Annotated in this window: 20 protein-coding genes and 1 riboswitch; of the genes, 12 read left to right on the top strand and 8 right to left on the bottom strand. The window is 59.9% G+C overall.

Annotation, left to right across the window (positions count from 1 at the left end):
• Positions 1–192: hypothetical protein (locus HMPREF3140_RS29115; RefSeq protein WP_217628963.1), on the top strand; the 192-nt coding region annotated here is incomplete at its 5' end.
• An 82-nt stretch (positions 193–274) separates the two neighbouring features.
• On the opposite strand, the gene HMPREF3140_RS09515 is transcribed toward HMPREF3140_RS29115, so the two are convergent.
• Both HMPREF3140_RS09515 and bioA read right to left on the bottom strand, forming a co-directional pair.
• Positions 275–751 (bottom strand): kinase inhibitor, encoded by a 477-nt coding sequence (locus HMPREF3140_RS09515; RefSeq protein WP_002895575.1) that lies wholly within the window; start codon positions 749–751, stop codon positions 275–277.
• Positions 752–821: 70 nt separating this feature from the next.
• Complete coding sequence (gene bioA, locus HMPREF3140_RS09510; protein WP_070552949.1) at positions 822–2,111, bottom strand: adenosylmethionine--8-amino-7-oxononanoate transaminase; 1,290 nt, start codon at positions 2,109–2,111, stop codon at positions 822–824.
• Between the two features lie 213 nt (positions 2,112–2,324).
• Between bioA and bioB the strand changes: the two genes are divergently transcribed.
• The 4 genes from bioB to bioD are packed head-to-tail and all read left to right on the top strand — an operon-like array spanning position 2,325 to position 5,973.
• A complete protein-coding gene (bioB, locus tag HMPREF3140_RS09505; RefSeq protein WP_002895580.1) occupies positions 2,325–3,365 on the top strand; it encodes a biotin synthase BioB in 1,041 nt (346 codons plus the stop codon).
• Entirely contained in the window at positions 3,362–4,519 is a 1,158-nt protein-coding gene (gene bioF / locus HMPREF3140_RS09500) for an 8-amino-7-oxononanoate synthase (RefSeq protein ID WP_023302549.1), read from the top strand. The genes bioB and bioF overlap by 4 nt, the downstream gene beginning before the upstream one ends.
• Entirely contained in the window at positions 4,503–5,258 is a 756-nt protein-coding gene (gene bioC / locus HMPREF3140_RS09495) for a malonyl-ACP O-methyltransferase BioC (RefSeq protein ID WP_004142100.1), read from the top strand. Before bioF ends, bioC begins: the two co-directional genes overlap by 17 nt.
• Positions 5,251–5,973: a dethiobiotin synthase gene (gene bioD / locus HMPREF3140_RS09490; protein ID WP_002895648.1), complete on the top strand. Its 723-nt coding sequence runs from the start codon at positions 5,251–5,253 to the stop codon at positions 5,971–5,973. The genes bioC and bioD overlap by 8 nt, the downstream gene beginning before the upstream one ends.
• On the opposite strand, the gene HMPREF3140_RS09485 is transcribed toward bioD, so the two are convergent.
• Together HMPREF3140_RS09485 and HMPREF3140_RS09480 are read right to left on the bottom strand one after the other, a co-directional pair.
• On the bottom strand, positions 5,915–6,637 hold the full coding sequence (locus tag HMPREF3140_RS09485; RefSeq protein ID WP_004152853.1) for an ABC transporter ATP-binding protein: 723 nt from the start codon (positions 6,635–6,637) through the stop codon (positions 5,915–5,917). The two genes, bioD and HMPREF3140_RS09485, sit on opposite strands and share 59 nt — an antisense overlap.
• Before the next feature lie 86 nt (positions 6,638–6,723).
• Entirely contained in the window at positions 6,724–6,936 is a 213-nt protein-coding gene (locus tag HMPREF3140_RS09480) for a hypothetical protein (protein ID WP_002895652.1), read from the bottom strand.
• A gap of 411 nt (positions 6,937–7,347) precedes the next feature.
• Between HMPREF3140_RS09480 and uvrB the strand changes: the two genes are divergently transcribed.
• On the top strand, positions 7,348–9,369 hold the full coding sequence (gene uvrB, locus HMPREF3140_RS09470; protein ID WP_002895655.1) for an excinuclease ABC subunit UvrB: 2,022 nt from the start codon (positions 7,348–7,350) through the stop codon (positions 9,367–9,369).
• Between the two features lie 248 nt (positions 9,370–9,617).
• On the opposite strand, the gene pmrB is transcribed toward uvrB, so the two are convergent.
• From pmrB to yvcK, 4 genes are all read right to left on the bottom strand, one after another.
• A complete protein-coding gene (gene pmrB, locus HMPREF3140_RS09465; RefSeq protein WP_004179093.1) occupies positions 9,618–10,715 on the bottom strand; it encodes a two-component system sensor histidine kinase PmrB in 1,098 nt (365 codons plus the stop codon).
• Between the two features lie 3 nt (positions 10,716–10,718).
• On the bottom strand, positions 10,719–11,390 hold the full coding sequence (gene pmrA, locus HMPREF3140_RS09460; protein WP_002895659.1) for a two-component system response regulator PmrA: 672 nt from the start codon (positions 11,388–11,390) through the stop codon (positions 10,719–10,721).
• Positions 11,390–13,030, bottom strand: a complete 1,641-nt coding sequence (gene eptA, locus HMPREF3140_RS09455; protein ID WP_032411085.1) for a phosphoethanolamine transferase EptA — start codon at positions 13,028–13,030, stop codon at positions 11,390–11,392. Before eptA ends, pmrA begins: the two co-directional genes overlap by 1 nt.
• Positions 13,031–13,134: 104 nt before the next feature.
• Complete coding sequence (gene yvcK, locus HMPREF3140_RS09450) at positions 13,135–14,040, bottom strand: uridine diphosphate-N-acetylglucosamine-binding protein YvcK (RefSeq protein WP_004142092.1); 906 nt, start codon at positions 14,038–14,040, stop codon at positions 13,135–13,137.
• Positions 14,041–14,248: 208 nt separating this feature from the next.
• Positions 14,249–14,387, top strand: a riboswitch (molybdenum cofactor riboswitch).
• Here yvcK and moaA point away from each other — a divergent pair.
• The 6 genes from moaA (at position 14,375) to HMPREF3140_RS09420 (ending at position 17,837) form a co-directional block, all read left to right on the top strand.
• On the top strand, positions 14,375–15,364 hold the full coding sequence (gene moaA, locus HMPREF3140_RS09445) for a GTP 3',8-cyclase MoaA (RefSeq protein ID WP_002895665.1): 990 nt from the start codon (positions 14,375–14,377) through the stop codon (positions 15,362–15,364). Its footprint overlaps the riboswitch before it by 13 nt.
• 23 nt (positions 15,365–15,387) lie before the next feature.
• Entirely contained in the window at positions 15,388–15,900 is a 513-nt protein-coding gene (moaB, locus tag HMPREF3140_RS09440; RefSeq protein ID WP_002895668.1) for a molybdenum cofactor biosynthesis protein B, read from the top strand.
• 3 nt (positions 15,901–15,903) lie between these two features.
• Entirely contained in the window at positions 15,904–16,392 is a 489-nt protein-coding gene (gene moaC, locus HMPREF3140_RS09435) for a cyclic pyranopterin monophosphate synthase MoaC (protein WP_002895670.1), read from the top strand.
• The gene (moaD, locus tag HMPREF3140_RS09430) at positions 16,385–16,633 is read left to right on the top strand and encodes a molybdopterin synthase sulfur carrier subunit (RefSeq protein WP_002895672.1); all 249 of its coding nucleotides are present in this window, start codon (positions 16,385–16,387) and stop codon (positions 16,631–16,633) included. Before moaC ends, moaD begins: the two co-directional genes overlap by 8 nt.
• A gap of 1 nt (position 16,634) precedes the next feature.
• Entirely contained in the window at positions 16,635–17,087 is a 453-nt protein-coding gene (gene moaE / locus HMPREF3140_RS09425) for a molybdopterin synthase catalytic subunit MoaE (protein WP_002895674.1), read from the top strand.
• Between the two features lie 45 nt (positions 17,088–17,132).
• A complete protein-coding gene (locus HMPREF3140_RS09420; RefSeq protein WP_004142079.1) occupies positions 17,133–17,837 on the top strand; it encodes a Bax inhibitor-1/YccA family protein in 705 nt (234 codons plus the stop codon).
• Positions 17,838–18,250: the final 413 nt, after the last annotated feature.

Here is an 18,250-nt window from a genome sequence, read left to right as displayed (position 1 = left end):
TTCCGGGAACGTCTCAGCGATGTTGAGGCCGCAACACCGGCAGTTTCAGCAGGACTGGTGGGTAACTTCACGGCAGGTCGCACGCACCGTAGGCCGGGCAAGGCGTTAGCCGCCGCCCGGCATAAAAGCGGCTCCGTGCCCGCGGCAATCGCCCGGCGGCGCTGCGCTAGCATGGGCCTGGGGGTAGTGTAGGTCGGGTAAGCGCAGCGCCACCCGAAAAACAAATGGCGTCGCGGGTACCCCGGATAAGGCGCAAGCCGCTATCCGGGGAAGATTAACTGAACAGGGCGGTGATGGAGGCGCTGGCGAGGGAATGGAAATGGACGTTAAAGCCGACCATCGCGCCGCTGGCCTCAGCATCCACCTCAATTTTCTCGACGTCCAGGGCGTGGACGGTGAAGATATAGCGGTGGGTTTCGCCCTTCGGCGGCGCCGCGCCGCCGTAGCCTGCCTTACCAAAATCGGTGCGGGTCTGAACGGCCTCTTCCGGCAGCTCCGCCTGACCGGAACCGGCCCCTTGCGGCAGGACGCGGGTATCGGCCGGCAGGTTAGCGACCACCCAGTGCCACCAGCCGGAGCCGGTCGGCGCATCCGGATCGTAGCAGGTCACCACAAAGCTTTTGGTTCCCGCGGGCACATCATCCCACATCAGATGCGGCGAAATATTGTCGCCATCGTAGCCCATGCCGTTGAAGACGTGACGATTAGGCAGCTTACCGCCGTCCTGGAGATCGTGACTGATCAGTTTCATGCTTCATCCTCATTGATAATGCGCTGATTAACAAAGAAGTGTAGCCTTCCCGACGACGCAATTCCGCTATTTATTCGCTAAAAAATGTTTCGTCCTGCACTGCCTGGTTGACCGCACGGGTCAGGCGGGTCAGCTGCTCGGGCGTGATGATGTACGGCGGCATCAGATAAATCAGCCGGCCAAACGGACGGATCCAGACTCCCTGCTCGACGAAAAAGCGCTGCAGGGTGGCCATGTTGACCGGGCGACGGGTTTCAACCACGCCAATAGCGCCCAGCACGCGGAAGTCCGCGACCAGCGCAGATCCCCGCGCCGGGGCCAGCTCGGCCTGCAGCTGGGCTTCAATCGCCGCCACCTGCGGCTGCCATTCGCCGCTCTCCAGCAGGCGCAGGCTTTCGCCGGCCACCGCGCAGGCCAGCGGATTGCCCATAAAGGTGGGGCCGTGCATAAAGCAACCGGCTTCGCCATTGCTAATGGTTTCAGCAACCGTTCGGGTAGTGATGGCGGCGGAAAGGGTCATGGTGCCGCCGGTCAGCGCTTTGCCCAGACACAGAATGTCGGCGGTAATCCCGGCGTGTTCACAAGCGAACAGCTTGCCGGTGCGGCCAAAGCCGGTGGCAATCTCATCGGCGATCAGCAGTATCCCTTCCCGGTCGCACATTTTACGCACCCGCTTCAGCCACTCCGGATGGTACATCCGCATGCCGCCCGCCCCCTGGACGATAGGTTCGAGGATCACCGCGGCGATTTCGTGACGATGCGCGGCCATCAGGCGGGCAAACGGTACCATATCCATCTCGTCCCACTCGCCGTCAAAGCGGCTTTGCGGCGCGGGGGCGAACAGGTTATCCGGCAGGTAGCCCTGCCACAGGCTGTGCATCGAGTTCTGCGGATCGCAGACCGACATCGCTCCGAAGGTATCCCCGTGATAGCCGTTGCGGAAGGTCAGAAAACGACGACGTGGTTCGCCTTTAGCCTGCCAGTACTGCAGCGCCATTTTCATCGCCACCTCTACCGCCACTGAACCGGAGTCGGCGAGGAAAACGCACTCCAGCGAGGCCGGGGTCATCGCCACCAGCTGACGGCATAGCGCAACTGCTGGCGGATGGGTGATCCCGCCGAACATCACGTGCGACATTTGGTCAATTTGCCCCTTCAGCGCCGCATTGAGGCGTGGGTGATTGTAGCCATGGATCGCCGCCCACCAGGAAGACATACCGTCAACCAACTGTTCGCCGCCGGCGAGGGACAGCTCGCAACCGTGGGCGGACACCACCGGGTAGACCGGCAGGGGGGAAGTCATAGAGGTGTAGGGGTGCCAGATGTGGCGCCGATCGAAAGCGAGATCGTCCAGTGTCATAAGTGACTTGTAAACCATTTTGAAAACATTTAGGTTTACAAGTCTACACTGAACTTACTTACAATGAAACGTACACAAAATATTTCGCGCAGCATCGAGGCGGCAAGCGAGAACATCCCCAGGAGCATAGTTCACTATGTAACTGGGAGGCGCGAGTGCCGCCAACAAAGAGGCTGTGTGAAATAGGAAGTGTACGACCTTTTGGAGAGGAAAATGGCTCACCAACCTCGCTGGACAATGTCGCAAGTAACGGAATTATTTAATAAACCGCTGATCGATCTGCTATTCGAAGCACAGCAAATCCATCGTCAACACTTTGATCCGCGCCAGGTGCAGGTCAGCACCCTGCTGTCGATCAAAACCGGCGCCTGCCCGGAAGATTGTAAATATTGCCCGCAGAGCGCACGCTACAAAACCGGCCTCGAAGCCGAGCGCCTGATGGAGGTTGAGCAGGTGCTGGAATCAGCGCGCCAGGCGAAAAACGCCGGCTCCACCCGCTTCTGCATGGGCGCGGCGTGGAAAAACCCCAATGACCGCGATATGCCTTATCTGGAGCAGATGGTGAAAGGGGTGAAGGCGCTGGGGCTGGAGTCCTGTATGACGCTCGGCACCCTGACCGACAGTCAGGCGCAGCGCCTGGCCGAAGCGGGCCTCGATTACTACAACCACAACCTTGATACCTCGCCGGAATTTTACGGCAACATCATCACCACCCGCACCTACCAGGAGCGCCTGGATACGCTGGACAAAGTGCGTGATGCTGGGATCAAAGTCTGCTCCGGCGGTATCGTCGGGCTGGGAGAGAGCGTAAAAGATCGCGCCGGACTGCTGCTGCAACTGGCTAATCTGCCGACGCCGCCGGAGAGCGTACCGATCAACATGTTGGTGAAGGTCAAGGGCACGCCGCTGGCGGATAACGACGACGTCGACGCTTTCGATTTCATCCGCACTATCGCCATCGCGCGCATCATGATGCCCACCTCCTACGTGCGTCTCTCCGCCGGCCGCGAGCAGATGAACGAGCAGACCCAGGCGATGTGCTTTATGGCCGGGGCGAACTCGATTTTCTACGGCTGCAAGCTGCTGACCACGCCGAACCCGGAAGAGGACAAAGACCTGCAGCTGTTCCGCAAGCTGGGGATCAACCCGCAGCAGACGGCGGTGCTGGAAGGCGACAATGAGCAGCAGCAGCGTCTGGAGCAGGCCTTACTTACCCCGGACACTGAGGAATATTACAACGCGGCGGCGCTATGAGCTGGCAGCAGCGAATCGATCGGGCGCTGGACGAGCGGCGGGCGGCGGAAGCTTTTCGCCGCCGCCTGCCGGTGACGCACGGCGCCGGGCGCTGGCTGGAGCGGGAAGGGGAGCGCTGGCTTAACTTCTCCAGCAATGACTATCTGGGCCTGAGTCAGCATCCGGCGATTATCGCCGCCTGGCAACAGGGGGCCACGCGCTATGGCGTCGGCGCCGGCGGCTCGGGCCACGTGAGCGGCTATAGCGAAGCCCACCGCGCGCTGGAAGAGGCGCTCGCCGACTGGCTGGGCTATCCGCGCGCATTGCTGTTTATCTCCGGCTTTGCCGCGAATCAGGCGCTGATCGCCGCCCTGGTGGAGAAAGACGATCGGATTGTCGCCGACCGTCTGAGCCACGCCTCTCTGCTGGAGGCCGCGAGCCTCAGCCCGGCGCAGCTGCGGCGCTTTACCCACAACGATCCGCATCAGCTCGCGCAACTGCTGGCTAAGCCGCTGGCGGGCGAACAGTTGGCGGTCACTGAAGGCATTTTCAGCATGGACGGCGACAGTGCGCCGCTGGCGGCCATTCACGCCGCGACGCAGGCCGCAGGGGCAGTGTTGCTGGTGGATGACGCCCACGGTGTTGGCGTGGTCGGCGACGAAGGACGCGGGAGCTGCGCCGCGCAGGCGGTGCGCCCTGAGCTGCTGGTGGTTACCTTCGGCAAGGCCTTCGGCGTCAGCGGCGCGGCGGTGCTGTGCGACGAAGCAATGGCCGATTATCTGCTGCAGTTTGCCCGTCATCTGATCTACAGCACCGCGATGCCGCCCGCCCAGGCGGTGGCGTTGAGCGCTGCCCTGGGGATCATTCGTAGCGATGAAGGGCAGCAGCGTCGCGACATCCTGGCCGCCCGCATCCGTCAGTTCCGTGAGGGGATGGGCGAGGTGTCGCTGGGGTTGACCGACTCCGTCAGCGCGATCCAGCCGCTGATCGTCGGCGACAACGCCCGGGCGCTGAACCTGGCCTGCCGTCTACGCGACGCGGGCTGCTGGGCAACGGCTATCCGTCCACCGACGGTGCCGGTCGGCAGTGCGCGTTTGCGCCTGACCCTGACAGCCGCCCATCATGCTGAAGACATTAATCGTTTACTGGAGGTGCTGCATGGCCACAGTGAATAAGCAGGCGGTGGCCGCGGCGTTTGGCCGGGCGGCCAGCGGCTATACGCAACATGATGAACTGCAGCGGCGCTGCGCCGATCTACTGCTGCGCCAGCTGGCGCGCCGCGATTTTGCGCAGGTGCTGGATGCCGGCTGCGGCCCCGGCAGTATGAGTCGCTATTGGCGTGAGGCGGGCAGCGTGGTGACCGCGCTGGATCTCTCCGCCGGGATGCTCGCCCAGGCGCAGCGTAACGACGCCGCGCAGCATTATCTGTTGGGGGATATTGAGGCGCTGCCGCTGCCGGACGCCTGCGTCGATCTGGCGTGGAGCAATCTGGCGGTGCAGTGGTGCGACGATCTACGGGCGGCAATTGGCGAGCTGTACCGGGTGGCGCGTCCCGGCGGCAGAGTGGCGTTTAGCACGCTGCTCGCCGACTCGCTGCCGGAGCTCAATCAGGCGTGGCAGGCCATCGACGACCGGCCGCATGCCAACCGTTTCCTTAGCGAAGCGGCGGTGCGCGCGGCGCTTAGCGGCCTGCGCGCGACCGGCGAGGTTCATCAGATTAGCCTGCCGTTCGCCGATGCGCTGAGCGCTATGCGCTCGCTGAAGGGCATCGGCGCCACCCATTTGCACCAGGGGCGGACCGCCGCCCCGCTTGGCCGCGGCAAACTGCGCGAGCTGCAGCTGGCCTGGCCGCAGCGGCAGGGCATCTGCCCGCTGACGTATTCTCTTTTTACAGGAGTCATTGAGCGTGACTAAACGTTTTTTTGTCACCGGGACCGATACTGAAGTCGGTAAAACCATCGCCAGCAGCGCCCTGCTGCAGGCGGCGAATCTGCTGGGTTTTCACACTGCCGGCTATAAGCCGGTGGCCTCCGGTAGCGAGCTTACCGGCGATGGGCTGCGTAATGAAGATGCGCTGGCGCTGCAGCGTCATAGTCGGGTCGCGTTGCGTTACGACCAGGTGAACCCCTATACCTTCGCCGAGCCGACCTCCCCGCACATCATCAGCGCCGACGAAGGGCGGCCGATCGCCGCGGCCAGGCTCTCCAGCGGGCTGCGTGAGCTGGAAGGTCTCGCCGACTGGGTGTTGGTGGAAGGCGCCGGCGGCTGGTTTACGCCGCTCTCGGATTCCCTGACCTTCGCCGACTGGGCGCAGGCGGAACAGCTGCCGGTCATTCTGGTGGTGGGCGTTAAGCTCGGCTGTATCAACCACGCAATGCTTACCGCTCAGGCGGTACGCCAGGCGGGACTACCGCTGGCGGGGTGGATCGCCAATGACGTACAGCCGCCGGGCAAGCGCCACGCCGAATATCTGGCGACGCTGAAAAACCGACTGGCCGCGCCGTTCCTCGGCGAAATACCGTGGCTTGCCGATATCGCGCAGCGCGACGATCTCGGCCAGTATCTGGACCTCAGGGCGCTGGATCCGGCGTTATCCACTGCGCCAGCAGCGGCTCATCCAGCGCCATAATATCGCCTTCGGCGACGTTACGGCCCCGGTGCAAGACACAGAAGCGATCCGCCACCCGGCGGATAAAGGGCAGGTGCTGCTCGGCGAGCAGCACCGTCAGGCCGATATCGCGATTTAACCGCAGCAGCAGATCCGCCAGCTTTTGCAGGCAGCGCGGCCCTCTGCCGCGCGAGGGTTCATCAAGGATCAGCAGCCGCGGCTGGACGATCAGCGCCCTGGCCAGCGCCAGCTGGTACTGATCGTCGTCGCTCAGCGAGGCGCCTTTGCGCTGCCGTAGGGCATAGAGCTCGGGAAAATGCTCATAAATCTCGCCGCCGCTGGCGTTAGCCCCGGGTTTCCCGGCCGCCAGGGCGATGTGCAGGTTCTCTTCCACGCTGAGTTGGGAAAAAATGCGTTTATCTTGTGGCACGTAGCCGATACCAATGGCGCTGCGCGATTGAGCGGACAGGGGGGTGAGATCCTGCGGCGGGGCGCCAATGTCATGCCAGGTCATCCGGCCGCTAGCCACCGGCAGGTGGCCAGCAATGCAGTTAACCAGGGTGGTTTTTCCCATGCCCTCGCGTCCCAGTACGCCAATGCACTCTCCCGGGCGTAGTACTAGATCGACATTCCACAGCGAATGCTGGTTGCCGTAAAAGTGATTTACTGCCTGTAAATTCAACATGGACGTTTTCTCCTTATCCTGGCGTCAGGGCGACAGAAAGATGCTGCAAAACTCTTGCCAGGAAAAAGAACGCTCGGAAAAAAGCGCTAAACGCCGATACCATCGGGCCTCGTCAGCGCCGGGGCTGCACTTTTCCGGTGCCCGACGCTAAAGGGTGGTGCAAAAAGCAGCAAAAATCGAGCGGCTTTAAGCGGATAGTTATCAAAAATAGTTCGATAAAAATTTTTCGCCACGCGGTTGACCGCAAAAGGCGACAGGCGCCGGGCGGCGGTGGTCTTGGGCTGCGGACAGTTATCCACTATTCCTGTGGATAACCTTGTGTATTAGAGTTAGAAAACCTGCGGTAAGCTAGAGCGTACGCGGCTTGCGGCTGAATTGGCGCGAAAGGCGTCTTTTCTTTAAAGATCTTAAATATCAGCTTGTTAGATAAAATCAATGGGTGTAAGAAAAGCGTCATCTGCTGCCATAAAAGTTTCATCCGTCCGCTTGACAAATGTTAAAAGGTAAAATTTTCTGGGGATAACCCTGGCGGCCGGAGGATTATTCCGTCTGACGCACGTTTTGCACCCAGCTTGCCGGCCAATAAGACCCTTTTGTGGCGTTATCATAAGTACGCACTGTTTAAATATCCAGTATATTTTATTGGCAAAAAACGGCCCGGGGGGTAGAATTAAACACCGGCCGCTAATTCTTTTTTCAGGTTCTGATTGATGAGTAAATCGTTTGTACTGCATTCCGCCTTTCGCCCCTCCGGAGACCAACCGGAAGCCATCCGCCGCCTGGAAGAGGGGCTGGAGGATGGGCTTGCGCATCAGACGCTACTGGGGGTTACCGGCTCCGGTAAAACCTTTACCATCGCCAACGTGATTGCCGACCTGCAGCGGCCGACGATGGTGCTGGCGCCAAACAAAACCCTGGCGGCTCAGCTCTACGGCGAGATGAAAGAGTTTTTCCCGGAGAATGCCGTCGAGTATTTCGTCTCCTACTACGATTACTATCAGCCGGAAGCCTACGTTCCCAGCTCAGATACCTTCATTGAGAAGGACGCCTCGGTTAACGAACATATTGAGCAGATGCGTCTGTCGGCCACCAAAGCGCTGCTCGAGCGGCGCGACGTAGTGGTGGTGGCGTCAGTCTCGGCGATCTACGGCCTCGGCGACCCGGACCTGTATCTGAAAATGATGTTGCATCTGACGGTCGGTATGCTGATTGACCAGCGAGCGATCCTGCGTCGTCTGGCCGAACTGCAGTATACCCGCAACGATCAGGCCTTCCAGCGCGGCACTTTTCGCGTGCGCGGCGAGGTGATCGACGTCTTCCCGGCGGAATCCGACGATATCGCTCTGCGCATTGAGCTGTTTGACGAAGAGGTCGAGCGTCTGTCGCTGTTCGACCCGCTCACCGGCCACGTCGAAGGGACGGTGCCGCGCTATACCATTTATCCCAAGACCCACTACGTGACGCCGCGGGAGCGCATCGTCCAGGCGATGGAAGAGATCAAGCTTGAGCTGGCGGAGCGGCGCAAGGTGCTGCTGGCCAACAACAAGCTGCTGGAAGAGCAGCGCTTAACCCAGCGTACCCAGTTTGACCTCGAAATGATGAACGAGCTGGGTTACTGCTCGGGCATTGAAAACTACTCGCGCTTTCTCTCCGGGCGCGGGCCCGGCGAGCCGCCGCCGACCCTGTTCGACTATCTGCCGGCGGATGGCCTGCTGGTGATTGACGAATCCCACGTCACGGTGCCGCAGATCGGCGGTATGTACCGGGGCGACCGGGCGCGCAAAGAGACGCTGGTGGAATACGGTTTCCGCCTGCCGTCGGCGCTGGATAACCGGCCGATGAAGTTTGAAGAATTCGAAGCGCTGGCGCCGCAAACCATCTATGTGTCGGCGACCCCGGGCGCCTATGAGCTGGATAAATCCGGCGGCGAGGTAGTGGATCAGGTGGTGCGGCCGACCGGTCTGCTTGACCCAATCATCGAAGTGCGCCCGGTGGCGACCCAGGTCGACGATCTGCTGTCAGAGATCCGCCTGCGCACGGCCATCAACGAGCGCGTGCTGGTCACCACTCTCACCAAGCGGATGGCGGAGGACTTAACCGAGTACCTTGAGGAGCACGGCGAGCGCGTGCGCTATCTGCACTCGGATATCGACACCGTCGAGCGCATGGAAATCATCCGCGACCTGCGTCTTGGCGAGTTTGACGTGCTGGTGGGGATCAACCTGCTGCGTGAGGGGCTGGATATGCCTGAGGTGTCGTTGGTGGCGATCCTGGATGCGGATAAAGAGGGCTTCCTGCGTTCTGAACGCTCGCTGATCCAGACCATCGGCCGCGCGGCGCGCAACGTCAACGGCAAGGCCATCCTCTACGGCGATAAGATCACCCCCTCCATGGCCAAAGCCATTGGCGAGACCGAGCGTCGACGGGAGAAACAGCAGCGCTACAACGAAGAGCACGGCATTGTGCCGCAGGGGCTCAATAAGAAAGTGGTGGATATCCTGCAGCTGGGCCAGGGCCTGGCGAAAACCAAAGCCAAAGGGCGCGGTAAAGCGAAGGCCGTTGAGCCTGCCGGGCTTAGCGCTGTGGATATGACGCCAAAAGCGCTGCAGCAGAAAATCCACGAGCTGGAAGGGCAGATGATGCAGCACGCGCAGAACCTCGAGTTTGAGGAGGCGGCGCAAATACGCGACCAGCTGCATCAGCTGCGCGAGCTGTTTATCGCCGCCTCCTGATTCTGGGCGCAGACTGGCGGAGTGGACGTGCGGGGTATAGTGAAGGCGCGCTTCTCTTATCGTCCTGCTTGCCAGATAACAAACATTTGAGAAGAAAAAAGGCCGCGTTGCGGCCTTCTTAATGTTTGCTTAATCTCGCCAGGCGACACTATCTTCAACCTGATGAGGATAGCGCCCATGCAAAAAATTAACTTCCGTGAATATCTGGCGGTCGCCACCGCCCTGGTCATTATTGTTGCCTTCTTCCATCAATGGGTGCTGACGTTCTGACCCCCGCGCTGCGGGAATAGCACCCACGCGCGGACCCCTGGCCCTGGCTGTCGGTTATGCAAAAAAAACTGGGCGTCATGCAGCTGAGCGATGCGCGTGACGATGCTCAGTCCGAGGCCAATGCCGCCGTAGCGACTGTCCATGCGCACGAAGGCTTTACTGAGTTCGCCGCTTTTCGCCTCATCGATCCCCGGCCCTTCATCTTCCACCGCCATCACCGGCATCAGGCCTGCTTTCACCGACACGCGGATCGTCGACCCTTCAGGGCTGTAGCGGTGAGCATTCTCCACCAGATTGCGCAGGATCACGCGGATTAACGTCGCATCGCCAGAGACGACGGTCTCGTTTTCGATATCCGTCAGCAGCAGCCGCTGCTGACGCTGCGCCAGCATAGCCTCCAGTTCGTCCTGCAGGGGTTTTACCACGTCATCCAGCAACAGCACCTGCTGGTAGCTGCCGGCGGAGAAGGACTGGCCGACGCGCGCCAGCTGCAGCAGCTGGGAAATGCTGGTGGTCATCTGATCGAGACGCTGGATCAGCGGGTCGACGCCCATGCCATGCACTTTCGCCAGCAGCTCAAGGTGCAGCCGCAGCCCGGCCAGCGGGGTGCGTAGCTCATGCGCCACGTCGGCGGTAAACAGCCGCTCGCGGTCGAGGGTCAGATTGAGGCGGGAAACCAACTGATTCAGGGCGGTGGTCACCGCCGTGACTTCGGGCACCGATTCGCTGAGTACGATAGGGGTGAGGTTGTCCGGCGTGCGGTTCTCCAGTTCGCTTTGCAGACGTGAAAGCGGGCGGGTGATCTTGCGCACCGCCAGCATGCTGATATACAGCGCCAGGCCAACGATCAGCAGGCTCGGCACCAGCAGGCTGGCAACCGCTTCCCGTACCTCATGCTCCACATGTTTCTGGTTGTTGTGCCCTTCGATGGCGCTGGCCACCAGCAGCTGGATCTGCTCTTTGCTCTCATGCCATAGCCAGAAGACGCTTATCAGCTGGCAGACCACCAGGATGGCGCCGATGGTCAGCAGCAGCCGGTGGCGCATGGTCCAGGTTTCAGTTGCAAACAGAGCCATGGTCTATTCCGTGTCGATGTTGTTAGCCAGCATATAGCCAAAGCCCCGGACGGTGCGGATCCGCGATTTGCCAATCTTTTCGCGTAGGTTGTGAATATGCACTTCCAGGGTATTGGTCGCCGGCTCGTTGTCCCAGCTGTAAATGTCGTTGTAGAGGATCTCGCGATGCACCGGGCTACCGGCTTTCATCATCAGCCGCGACAGCAGGGCATACTCTTTCGGCGTAAGATCCAGCGCCGTTTCACCCAGCCACACCAGGCGGCGAGTGACGTTAAGGCGCAGATTGCCGACGCTGATTTCATTATCGCCCTGGTTGTTATGCCGGCGGAGCAGGGCGCGAATGCGCGCATTGAGTTCCTCCAGGGCAAAGGGTTTTACCAGGTAGTCATCCGCCCCGGTATCGAGACCGCTAATGCGATCCTCAAGCGTATCGCGGGCGGTGAGGATCAGCACCGGCTGGGTCATTTTCTCCCGCCGCATGCGGGAGAGAAAATGCAGCCCGTCTTCATCCGGCAGGCCGAGATCCAGCACGATCAGGCTGTAATGATTGCTGGCCAGCGATAGCGCGGCTTCGTGCGCGGTGGAGACGCCGTCGCACACGTATCCTTCACTTTGCATCGCCAGAATTAACCCCTGCAACAGCAGCGCATCGTCTTCAATGACTAAGATTTTCATCAACCAGCCTCTCTACATGGCGTTAAGATATCATCTGCCGCCTGGTACTCGCGGGTGCTGACGCCGAGCAGGCCGAGCAGGGTGGAGAACAGATTATCCTGCGAGTAATTCTCTTTTTGCGCCCGCTGCTGCAGACAGTGCGCGGAAATACCGTAGCGCTGCTGGTAGTCGGCGGAGAGCCACAGCGCCATCGGCACATGTTTCTGCGTATCCGGCGCGATGGAATACGGCAGACCATGCAAATAGACGCCATCTTCTCCCAGCGATTCGCCGTGGTCGGACAAATAAACCAGGCTAGTGGTAAATTTATCCTGTTTAGATTGCAGTAGTTTTATCGCTTTATCAACGACATAGTCGACATAAAGGATGGTGTTGTCATAGGTATTGGTCAACTGCTCCCGGGTACAGCCCTGGATCTCATTGGTGTCGCAGGTCGGCGTGAATTTGCGAAACGCCGCTGGATAGCGATTGTAGTACGTCGGACCGTGGCTGCCGATGGTATGCAGCACAATAATGCCATCCTGTTGCAGGTTATCGATATAGCTGTCGAGATTATGGAACAGGACGTCATCGTAGCACTCGCCATCGATGCACTGCCCGGTGAGCTTCAGGTCGGTGACGTTCTGGTGTGGTACCCGGTCGCAGGCGCCTTTGCAGCCGCCGTCATTATCGTTCCACAGCACCCGGATCCCTGCGCGCTGTAGAATATCCAGGACGCCTTCCTGATGGTGCGCCAGCTCTTCGTCATAATGCGCGCGCGGCATATTGGAGAACATGCACGGCACGGAAACTGCGGTTGCCGTGCCGCAGGAAGTGGTATGCGGAAAATAGATCACGCCGTCCTGCCGCATCAGCGGGTTGGTGTCGCGCGAATAGCCGCCCAGTGAGAAGTTATCCGCTCGCGAAGTCTCGCCGAGCACGACGATCGTCAGGTTCTTACGGGGAGCGTTATGCATCACCGCTTTCTGCGTGGCATCTTCGCCAATCTTCACCAGCGGCAGGTTGTCCATCCGATGATGAGCATACCAGGAGTTCACGGCCACAATGCTGTTGGAAGGGCTCAGGGATTTCACCAGCTCTTTGTTGTTACGGAACACCGAGGCGTAATCTTTGTAGAACAGCGCGGCCACCAGAATAATCAGCATCGCCGAAACGGCGATATTGAGCAGGCGCATCGCCGCGCCGCGCCATCGCGTGGCGGGCTTACGGATTTTCACCCACCAGGCGACGAATACCGCCAAAACCCCGGAAAGGCCGAGGACGGCAATCATTTCGCCGGAGAGTAGAGCAAAGCTTTCCGCCGGAGTGGTGTCGAGGATATTGGTGATCATGCTGCGGTCGATCACCACGCCAAAGTTCCAGATGAAGTATTGCGCCGAGGCGCTGAGCAGAATGAACAGGCTAATCACCAGCCGGTCCAGCTTCAGGAACGAGGCGAGAGTGGTGAGGATATTCATCACGCTAATGGCCACGATCGGCATACTGAGGAATACCAGCCAGTTATGCAGGCTATTTACCGGCAGTAACGGGAAAACCTGGCGATAAAAAGCCAGGTTGAGACAGATACCGATATAGCAAGCAAAGAGAATCAGATAAGTCGTGCGGCTGACCACCGGCCGACGCAGAGGCAATAACGACATAATGCACACCCACAGAAAAAGATGAGGGTATAGTGCCAGCCCTATTTTAAGACAACCTTAAGATTTTAAGGTGCGCCGAAGAGGGCCGCCTCCGGCGCGCAGGATCAGCCCGGCAGCTGGATCGCTTTCTCCAGCGCCCCGCGGAGCAGCGCCCGGTCATGACGATAGGGAACGTCGCTGGCCTCCAGCGGCGTCTGGATCACCAACCGGTCGTCGATGCCGCTGATATCGGCTTTTGGACCGGCGATCACCGCATCCACCACCCGCTTGCCTACATAGCGCTCCATAATCGCGATGCGCTCCGCCAGCGACAGCCTCGCGGCCGGGCTATGCTCTTTGCCGAGGTTATCGATAAAAACCATCGGTGCCGGGGTGCGGCGCAACGCCTGGGCCATCTCGTCGAGCAACAGGATCGGCAGCAGGCTGGTGTAAAAACTGCCCGGCCCAATGAGGATCAAATCGGCTTCGGCAATAGCCTCCACCGCCTCGCGGGTGGCCGGTACCGGCGGGGTGAGCATCAGCTCCTGCGGCACATTATCAAGCTGATCAATATTCACTTCGCCATAAACTTCATGGCCTTCATGATCGAGCGCCATCAAATCCACCGGTTGTTCTGACATCGGGATCAGGAAAGCGTCCACTTTCAGCAGGTTTCTGATCAAATTGATCGCCTCTAACGGCCGCACGCTCAGGTGATCCAGCGCCTTTAACATCAAATTTCCGAGGTTATGCCCGGAAAGCTCGCCGTTACCGCCAAAACGATACTCAAACATCGCCGACGCTACGCTCGGCTCGGCAATTAACTGATTGATGCAATTGCGCATATCGCCCCAGGCAATGCCACCTTCCGAACGACGGATCCGCCCGGTGGAACCCCCGTTATCGGTGGTGGTGACAATGCCGGTCAGCCGTGAACCGAGCGAGGAGAGGGAGGACATCACCCGGCCCAAACCATGCCCGCCGCCGAGCGCTACCACCCGATCGAGGTCAGCGAATGTACGATTGCGCATAGAAATTCCTTATTTCACATAAACGGCCACACACTACCCGATCTACCCCTAAAAGACGATGGGAGGAGCCCGACAAACTGACCGACATCAAGGCAAAAAAATGATTTATGGCTATTCTGTAGCGAAAATGCACGAAGATAGCGATATGTATAAAATTATATAGCGAAATCGCCAATGGCGAAACTGCCTGTAACGCGCTACTATCGACATAACCTGTTAACACTCTAGCCTCTTCGCCTGTGTCAAAAGATATGGCGATTTGGCCGCGACGCCGCCGGTTGTCGCCAGGGCGTGGAAAGAAATGACCGCGTCTCCCGTATTTGGAAAGGTGTATATGGCCTCACAGCTTACCGATGCATTCGCGCGTAAGTTTTATTACCTGCGTCTGTCGATTACCGATGTGTGCAACTTCCGTTGCACCTACTGCCTGCCGAACGGTTACAAGCCCGGCGCCGTCAATAACAATGGCTTTCTCAGCGTAGACGAAGTACGCCGGGTTACGCGCGCTTTCTCCGCGCTGGGCACCGAAAAAGTTCGCCTCACCGGTGGGGAACCCTCCCTGCGCCGCGACTTCACCGAGATCATTGCCGCCGTGCGTGAAAACCCGGCGATCCGTCAGATTGCGGTCACTACCAACGGTTACCGCCTGGCGCGCGATGTCGAACGCTGGCGCGATGCCGGCCTGACGGCGATTAACGTCAGCGTTGATAGCCTCGACGCCCGCCAGTTCCATGCCATCACCGGCCAGGATAAGTTCCACCAGGTGATGGACGGCATTGACGCCGCCTTCGCCGCCGGCTTTGACAAGGTGAAGGTGAATACCGTGCTGATGCGTGATGTTAACCATCACCAGCTCGATACCTTCCTCGCGTGGATCCAACCCCGTCGTATCCAGCTGCGCTTTATTGAGCTGATGGAAACCGGTGAAGGCAGCGACCTGTTCCGCCGTCACCATCTCTCCGGCATGGTGCTGCGCGATGAACTGCTGCGCCGCGGCTGGATCCATCAGATCCGCCAGCGCAGCGATGGCCCGGCGCAGGTCTTTTGTCACCCGGACTACGCCGGCGAGATCGGTCTCATCATGCCGTATGAAAAAGACTTCTGCGCCACCTGCAATCGGCTGCGCGTCTCGTCCGTTGGCAAACTGCACCTGTGCCTGTTTGGCGAAGGCGGCGTCGACCTGCGCGACCTGATGGCCGAAGACCAGCAGCAGGCCGCGCTTGAGGCGCGGATCGCCGAAGCCTTAACCCATAAAAAGCAGACCCATTTCCTGCATCAGGGCAACACCGGTATTACGCAGAACCTGTCCTATATTGGCGGTTAATCGTTTTCGAAAGGAGCATTCAGATGAGCCAGGCTAGCGCTGAGTTTATCCCGACCCGTATTGCTATTCTTACCGTTTCTAGTCGTCGCGGCGAAGAGGACGACACTTCCGGTCACTGGCTGCGCGAGGCGGCGCAGGAGGCGGGGCACCAAGTCGTCGAGAAGGCGATCGTCAAAGAGAATCGCTACGCCATCCGCGCTCAGGTATCGGCGTGGATAGCCAGCGATAACGTGCAGGTGGTGCTGATCACCGGCGGCACCGGTTTTACCGACGGCGATCAGGCGCCGGAAGCGCTGCTGCCGTTGTTTGACCGTGAGGTCGAAGGCTTTGGCGAAGTGTTCCGCATGCTGTCGTTCGAAGAGATCGGCACCTCGACGCTGCAGTCCCGGGCCGTGGCCGGCGTCGCCAACCGCACGCTGATTTTCGCCATGCCGGGCTCAACCAAAGCCTGCCGTACGGCGTGGGACAACATCATCGCCCCGCAGCTTGATGCCCGCACCCGTCCCTGTAACTTCATTCCACACCTGAAGAAATAATCTATGTCACAACTGACCCATATTAACGCCGCGGGTGAAGCCCATATGGTCGATGTCTCCGGCAAAGCGGAAACGGTGCGCGAAGCGCGCGCCGAGGCTTACGTTGAAATGCAGGCGACGACCCTGGCGATGATTATCGACGGCAGCCACCACAAAGGCGATGTGTTCGCCACCGCGCGTATCGCCGGGATCCAGGCGGCAAAACGTACCTGGGAGCTGATCCCGCTGTGTCATCCGCTGATGCTCAGCAAAGTGGAAGTCAATCTGCAGGCGCAGCCGGAACATAACCGGGTGCGCATTGAATCGCTCTGCCGACTCACCGGGAAAACCGGCGTCGAGATGGAAGCATTGACCGCCGCCTCGGTTGCCGCGCTGACCATTTACGATATGTGCAAAGCGGTGCAGAAGGATATGGTGATTGGCCCGGTGCGCCTGCTGGCGAAAAGCGGCGGCAAGTCCGGCGATTTTAAGGTGGGTGAATGCCATGATTAAGGTTCTGTTTTTTGCCCAGGTGCGCGAGCTGGTCGGTACCGATTCGCTGACCCTTGATGCCAGCGAACTGGCGACTGTCGAAGCGGTTCGTCAGCAGCTTGCCGCCCGCGGCGATCGCTGGGCGCTGGCCCTGGAGGAGGGCAAGCTGCTGGCGGCGGTTAACCAGACGCTAACCTCTTTCGAACATCCAGTGGCCAGCGGCGACGAAGTGGCGTTCTTCCCACCGGTAACGGGGGGCTGACATGACGCAAACCCGTATCGTGGTCAGCCCGGCGCGCTTTAGCGTCAGTGAGGAATATCCCTGGCTGGCGGAACGCGATGAAGACGGCGCGGTGGTCACCTTCACCGGTAAAGTGCGTAACCACAACCTCGGCGACAGCGTGAAGGCGCTGACCCTCGAGCACTATCCGGGGATGACTGAAAAATCGCTGGCGGAAATTGTCGAGCTGGCGCGCGAGCGCTGGCCGCTGGGCCGGGTGACGGTTATCCATCGCATCGGCGAAATGTGGCCGGGGGAAGAGATTGTGTTTGTCGGCGTCACCAGCGCTCACCGCGGCAGCGCCTTCGCCGCCGGCGAGTTTATTATGGATTACCTGAAAACCCGCGCGCCGTTCTGGAAGCGTGAAGCGACGCCGGATGGCGAACGCTGGGTCGACGCCCGCGACAGCGATCGTCAGGCGGCAGAGCGCTGGTAGTGTGATACGCTTACAGGGTGATACTTTGTTAATCAGGAGAGAGTCATGGACAGATATCCGCGTTCCGATTCAATAGTGCAGGGCCGTACCGGCCTGCAGACTTACATGGCGCAGGTGTACGGCTGGATGACGGTCGGCCTGCTGCTGACGGCGTTTATCGCGTGGTTTGCAGCGAATACTCCGGCGGTGATGATGTTCGTCTTTTCGAGCAAAATCACTTTCTTCGGGCTGATTATTGCCCAGCTGGCGCTGGTGTTTGTGCTGTCGGGAATGGTGCAGCGGCTGAGCGCCGGGATGGCCACCACGCTGTTTATGCTCTATTCGGCGCTGACCGGACTGACATTATCGAGCATTTTTATCGCCTATACCTATTCATCGATCGCCAGCACCTTTGTGGTCACCGGCGGGATGTTTGGGGCGATGAGCCTGTATGGTTACACCACGAAGCGCGATCTGAGCGGCTTCGGCAGCATGCTGTTTATGGGGCTGATTGGCATCGTGCTGGCGTCGCTGGTCAACCTGTGGCTGAAGAGCGAGGCGCTGATGTGGGCCGTGACCTATATTGGGGTGGTGCTGTTTGTCGGTCTGACGGCGTATGACACCCAGAAGCTGAAAAACATCGGCGAGCAGATTGATACCCGCGACAGCGCCACGCTGCGTAAATACTCGATCCTTGGCGCCTTAACGCTGTATCTGGACTTCATCAACCTGTTCCTGATGCTGCTGCGTATTATGGGCAACCGCCGCTAACCTCTTTATATCACGGGGTTGCATCTCCGAACGCCCGGTAAGCGTAGCGCCGCCGGGCGAGATATCAGGTACGGTACCCGTGGTATTGCCGGGTGGCGGCTGCGCCTTACCCGGCCTACAGGATCCTCTCACAGGCTCACACTCCGTAGGCCCGCGCAAGCGCAGCGCCGCCGGGCGAGATATCAGGTACGGTATCCGTGGTATTGCCGGGCGGCGGCTTGCGCCTTGTCCGGCCTACAGGCTCCTCTCACAGGCTCACACTCCGTAGGCCCGCGCAAGCGCAGCGCCGCCGGGCGAGATATCAGGCACGGTACCCTTGATTTTGCCGGGTGGCGGCTACGCCTTACCCGGCCTACAGGATCCTCTCACAGACTCACACACCGTAGGCCCGCGCAAGCGCATGGACTGCACCC

It is taken from the genome of Klebsiella sp. HMSC16A12, from assembly GCF_001808265.1.
Lineage (GTDB): Bacteria > Pseudomonadota > Gammaproteobacteria > Enterobacterales > Enterobacteriaceae > Klebsiella > Klebsiella pneumoniae.
The sequence above is the reverse complement of the archived record's forward strand: the minus strand, read 5'-3'. Positions and strand labels throughout refer to the sequence as shown.

Excerpts from the sequence above, each read along its gene's own strand:
- HMPREF3140_RS09515 (WP_002895575.1), bottom strand. The coding sequence starts at position 751 with ATGAAACTGATCAGTCACGATCTCCAGGACGGCGGTAAGCTGCCTAAT.
- bioA (WP_070552949.1), bottom strand. The coding sequence starts at position 2,111 with ATGACACTGGACGATCTCGCTTTCGATCGGCGCCACATCTGGCACCCC.
- bioB (WP_002895580.1), top strand. The coding sequence starts at position 2,325 with ATGGCTCACCAACCTCGCTGGACAATGTCGCAAGTAACGGAATTATTT.
- bioF (WP_023302549.1), top strand. The coding sequence starts at position 3,362 with ATGAGCTGGCAGCAGCGAATCGATCGGGCGCTGGACGAGCGGCGGGCG.
- bioC (WP_004142100.1), top strand. The coding sequence starts at position 4,503 with ATGGCCACAGTGAATAAGCAGGCGGTGGCCGCGGCGTTTGGCCGGGCG.
- HMPREF3140_RS09485 (WP_004152853.1), bottom strand. The coding sequence starts at position 6,637 with ATGTTGAATTTACAGGCAGTAAATCACTTTTACGGCAACCAGCATTCG.
- uvrB (WP_002895655.1), top strand. The coding sequence starts at position 7,348 with ATGAGTAAATCGTTTGTACTGCATTCCGCCTTTCGCCCCTCCGGAGAC.
- pmrB (WP_004179093.1), bottom strand. The coding sequence starts at position 10,715 with ATGGCTCTGTTTGCAACTGAAACCTGGACCATGCGCCACCGGCTGCTG.
- pmrA (WP_002895659.1), bottom strand. The coding sequence starts at position 11,390 with ATGAAAATCTTAGTCATTGAAGACGATGCGCTGCTGTTGCAGGGGTTA.
- eptA (WP_032411085.1), bottom strand. The coding sequence starts at position 13,030 with ATGTCGTTATTGCCTCTGCGTCGGCCGGTGGTCAGCCGCACGACTTAT.
- yvcK (WP_004142092.1), bottom strand. The coding sequence starts at position 14,040 with ATGCGCAATCGTACATTCGCTGACCTCGATCGGGTGGTAGCGCTCGGC.
- moaA (WP_002895665.1), top strand. The coding sequence starts at position 14,375 with ATGGCCTCACAGCTTACCGATGCATTCGCGCGTAAGTTTTATTACCTG.
- moaB (WP_002895668.1), top strand. The coding sequence starts at position 15,388 with ATGAGCCAGGCTAGCGCTGAGTTTATCCCGACCCGTATTGCTATTCTT.
- moaC (WP_002895670.1), top strand. The coding sequence starts at position 15,904 with ATGTCACAACTGACCCATATTAACGCCGCGGGTGAAGCCCATATGGTC.
- moaD (WP_002895672.1), top strand. The coding sequence starts at position 16,385 with ATGATTAAGGTTCTGTTTTTTGCCCAGGTGCGCGAGCTGGTCGGTACC.
- moaE (WP_002895674.1), top strand. The coding sequence starts at position 16,635 with ATGACGCAAACCCGTATCGTGGTCAGCCCGGCGCGCTTTAGCGTCAGT.
- HMPREF3140_RS09420 (WP_004142079.1), top strand. The coding sequence starts at position 17,133 with ATGGACAGATATCCGCGTTCCGATTCAATAGTGCAGGGCCGTACCGGC.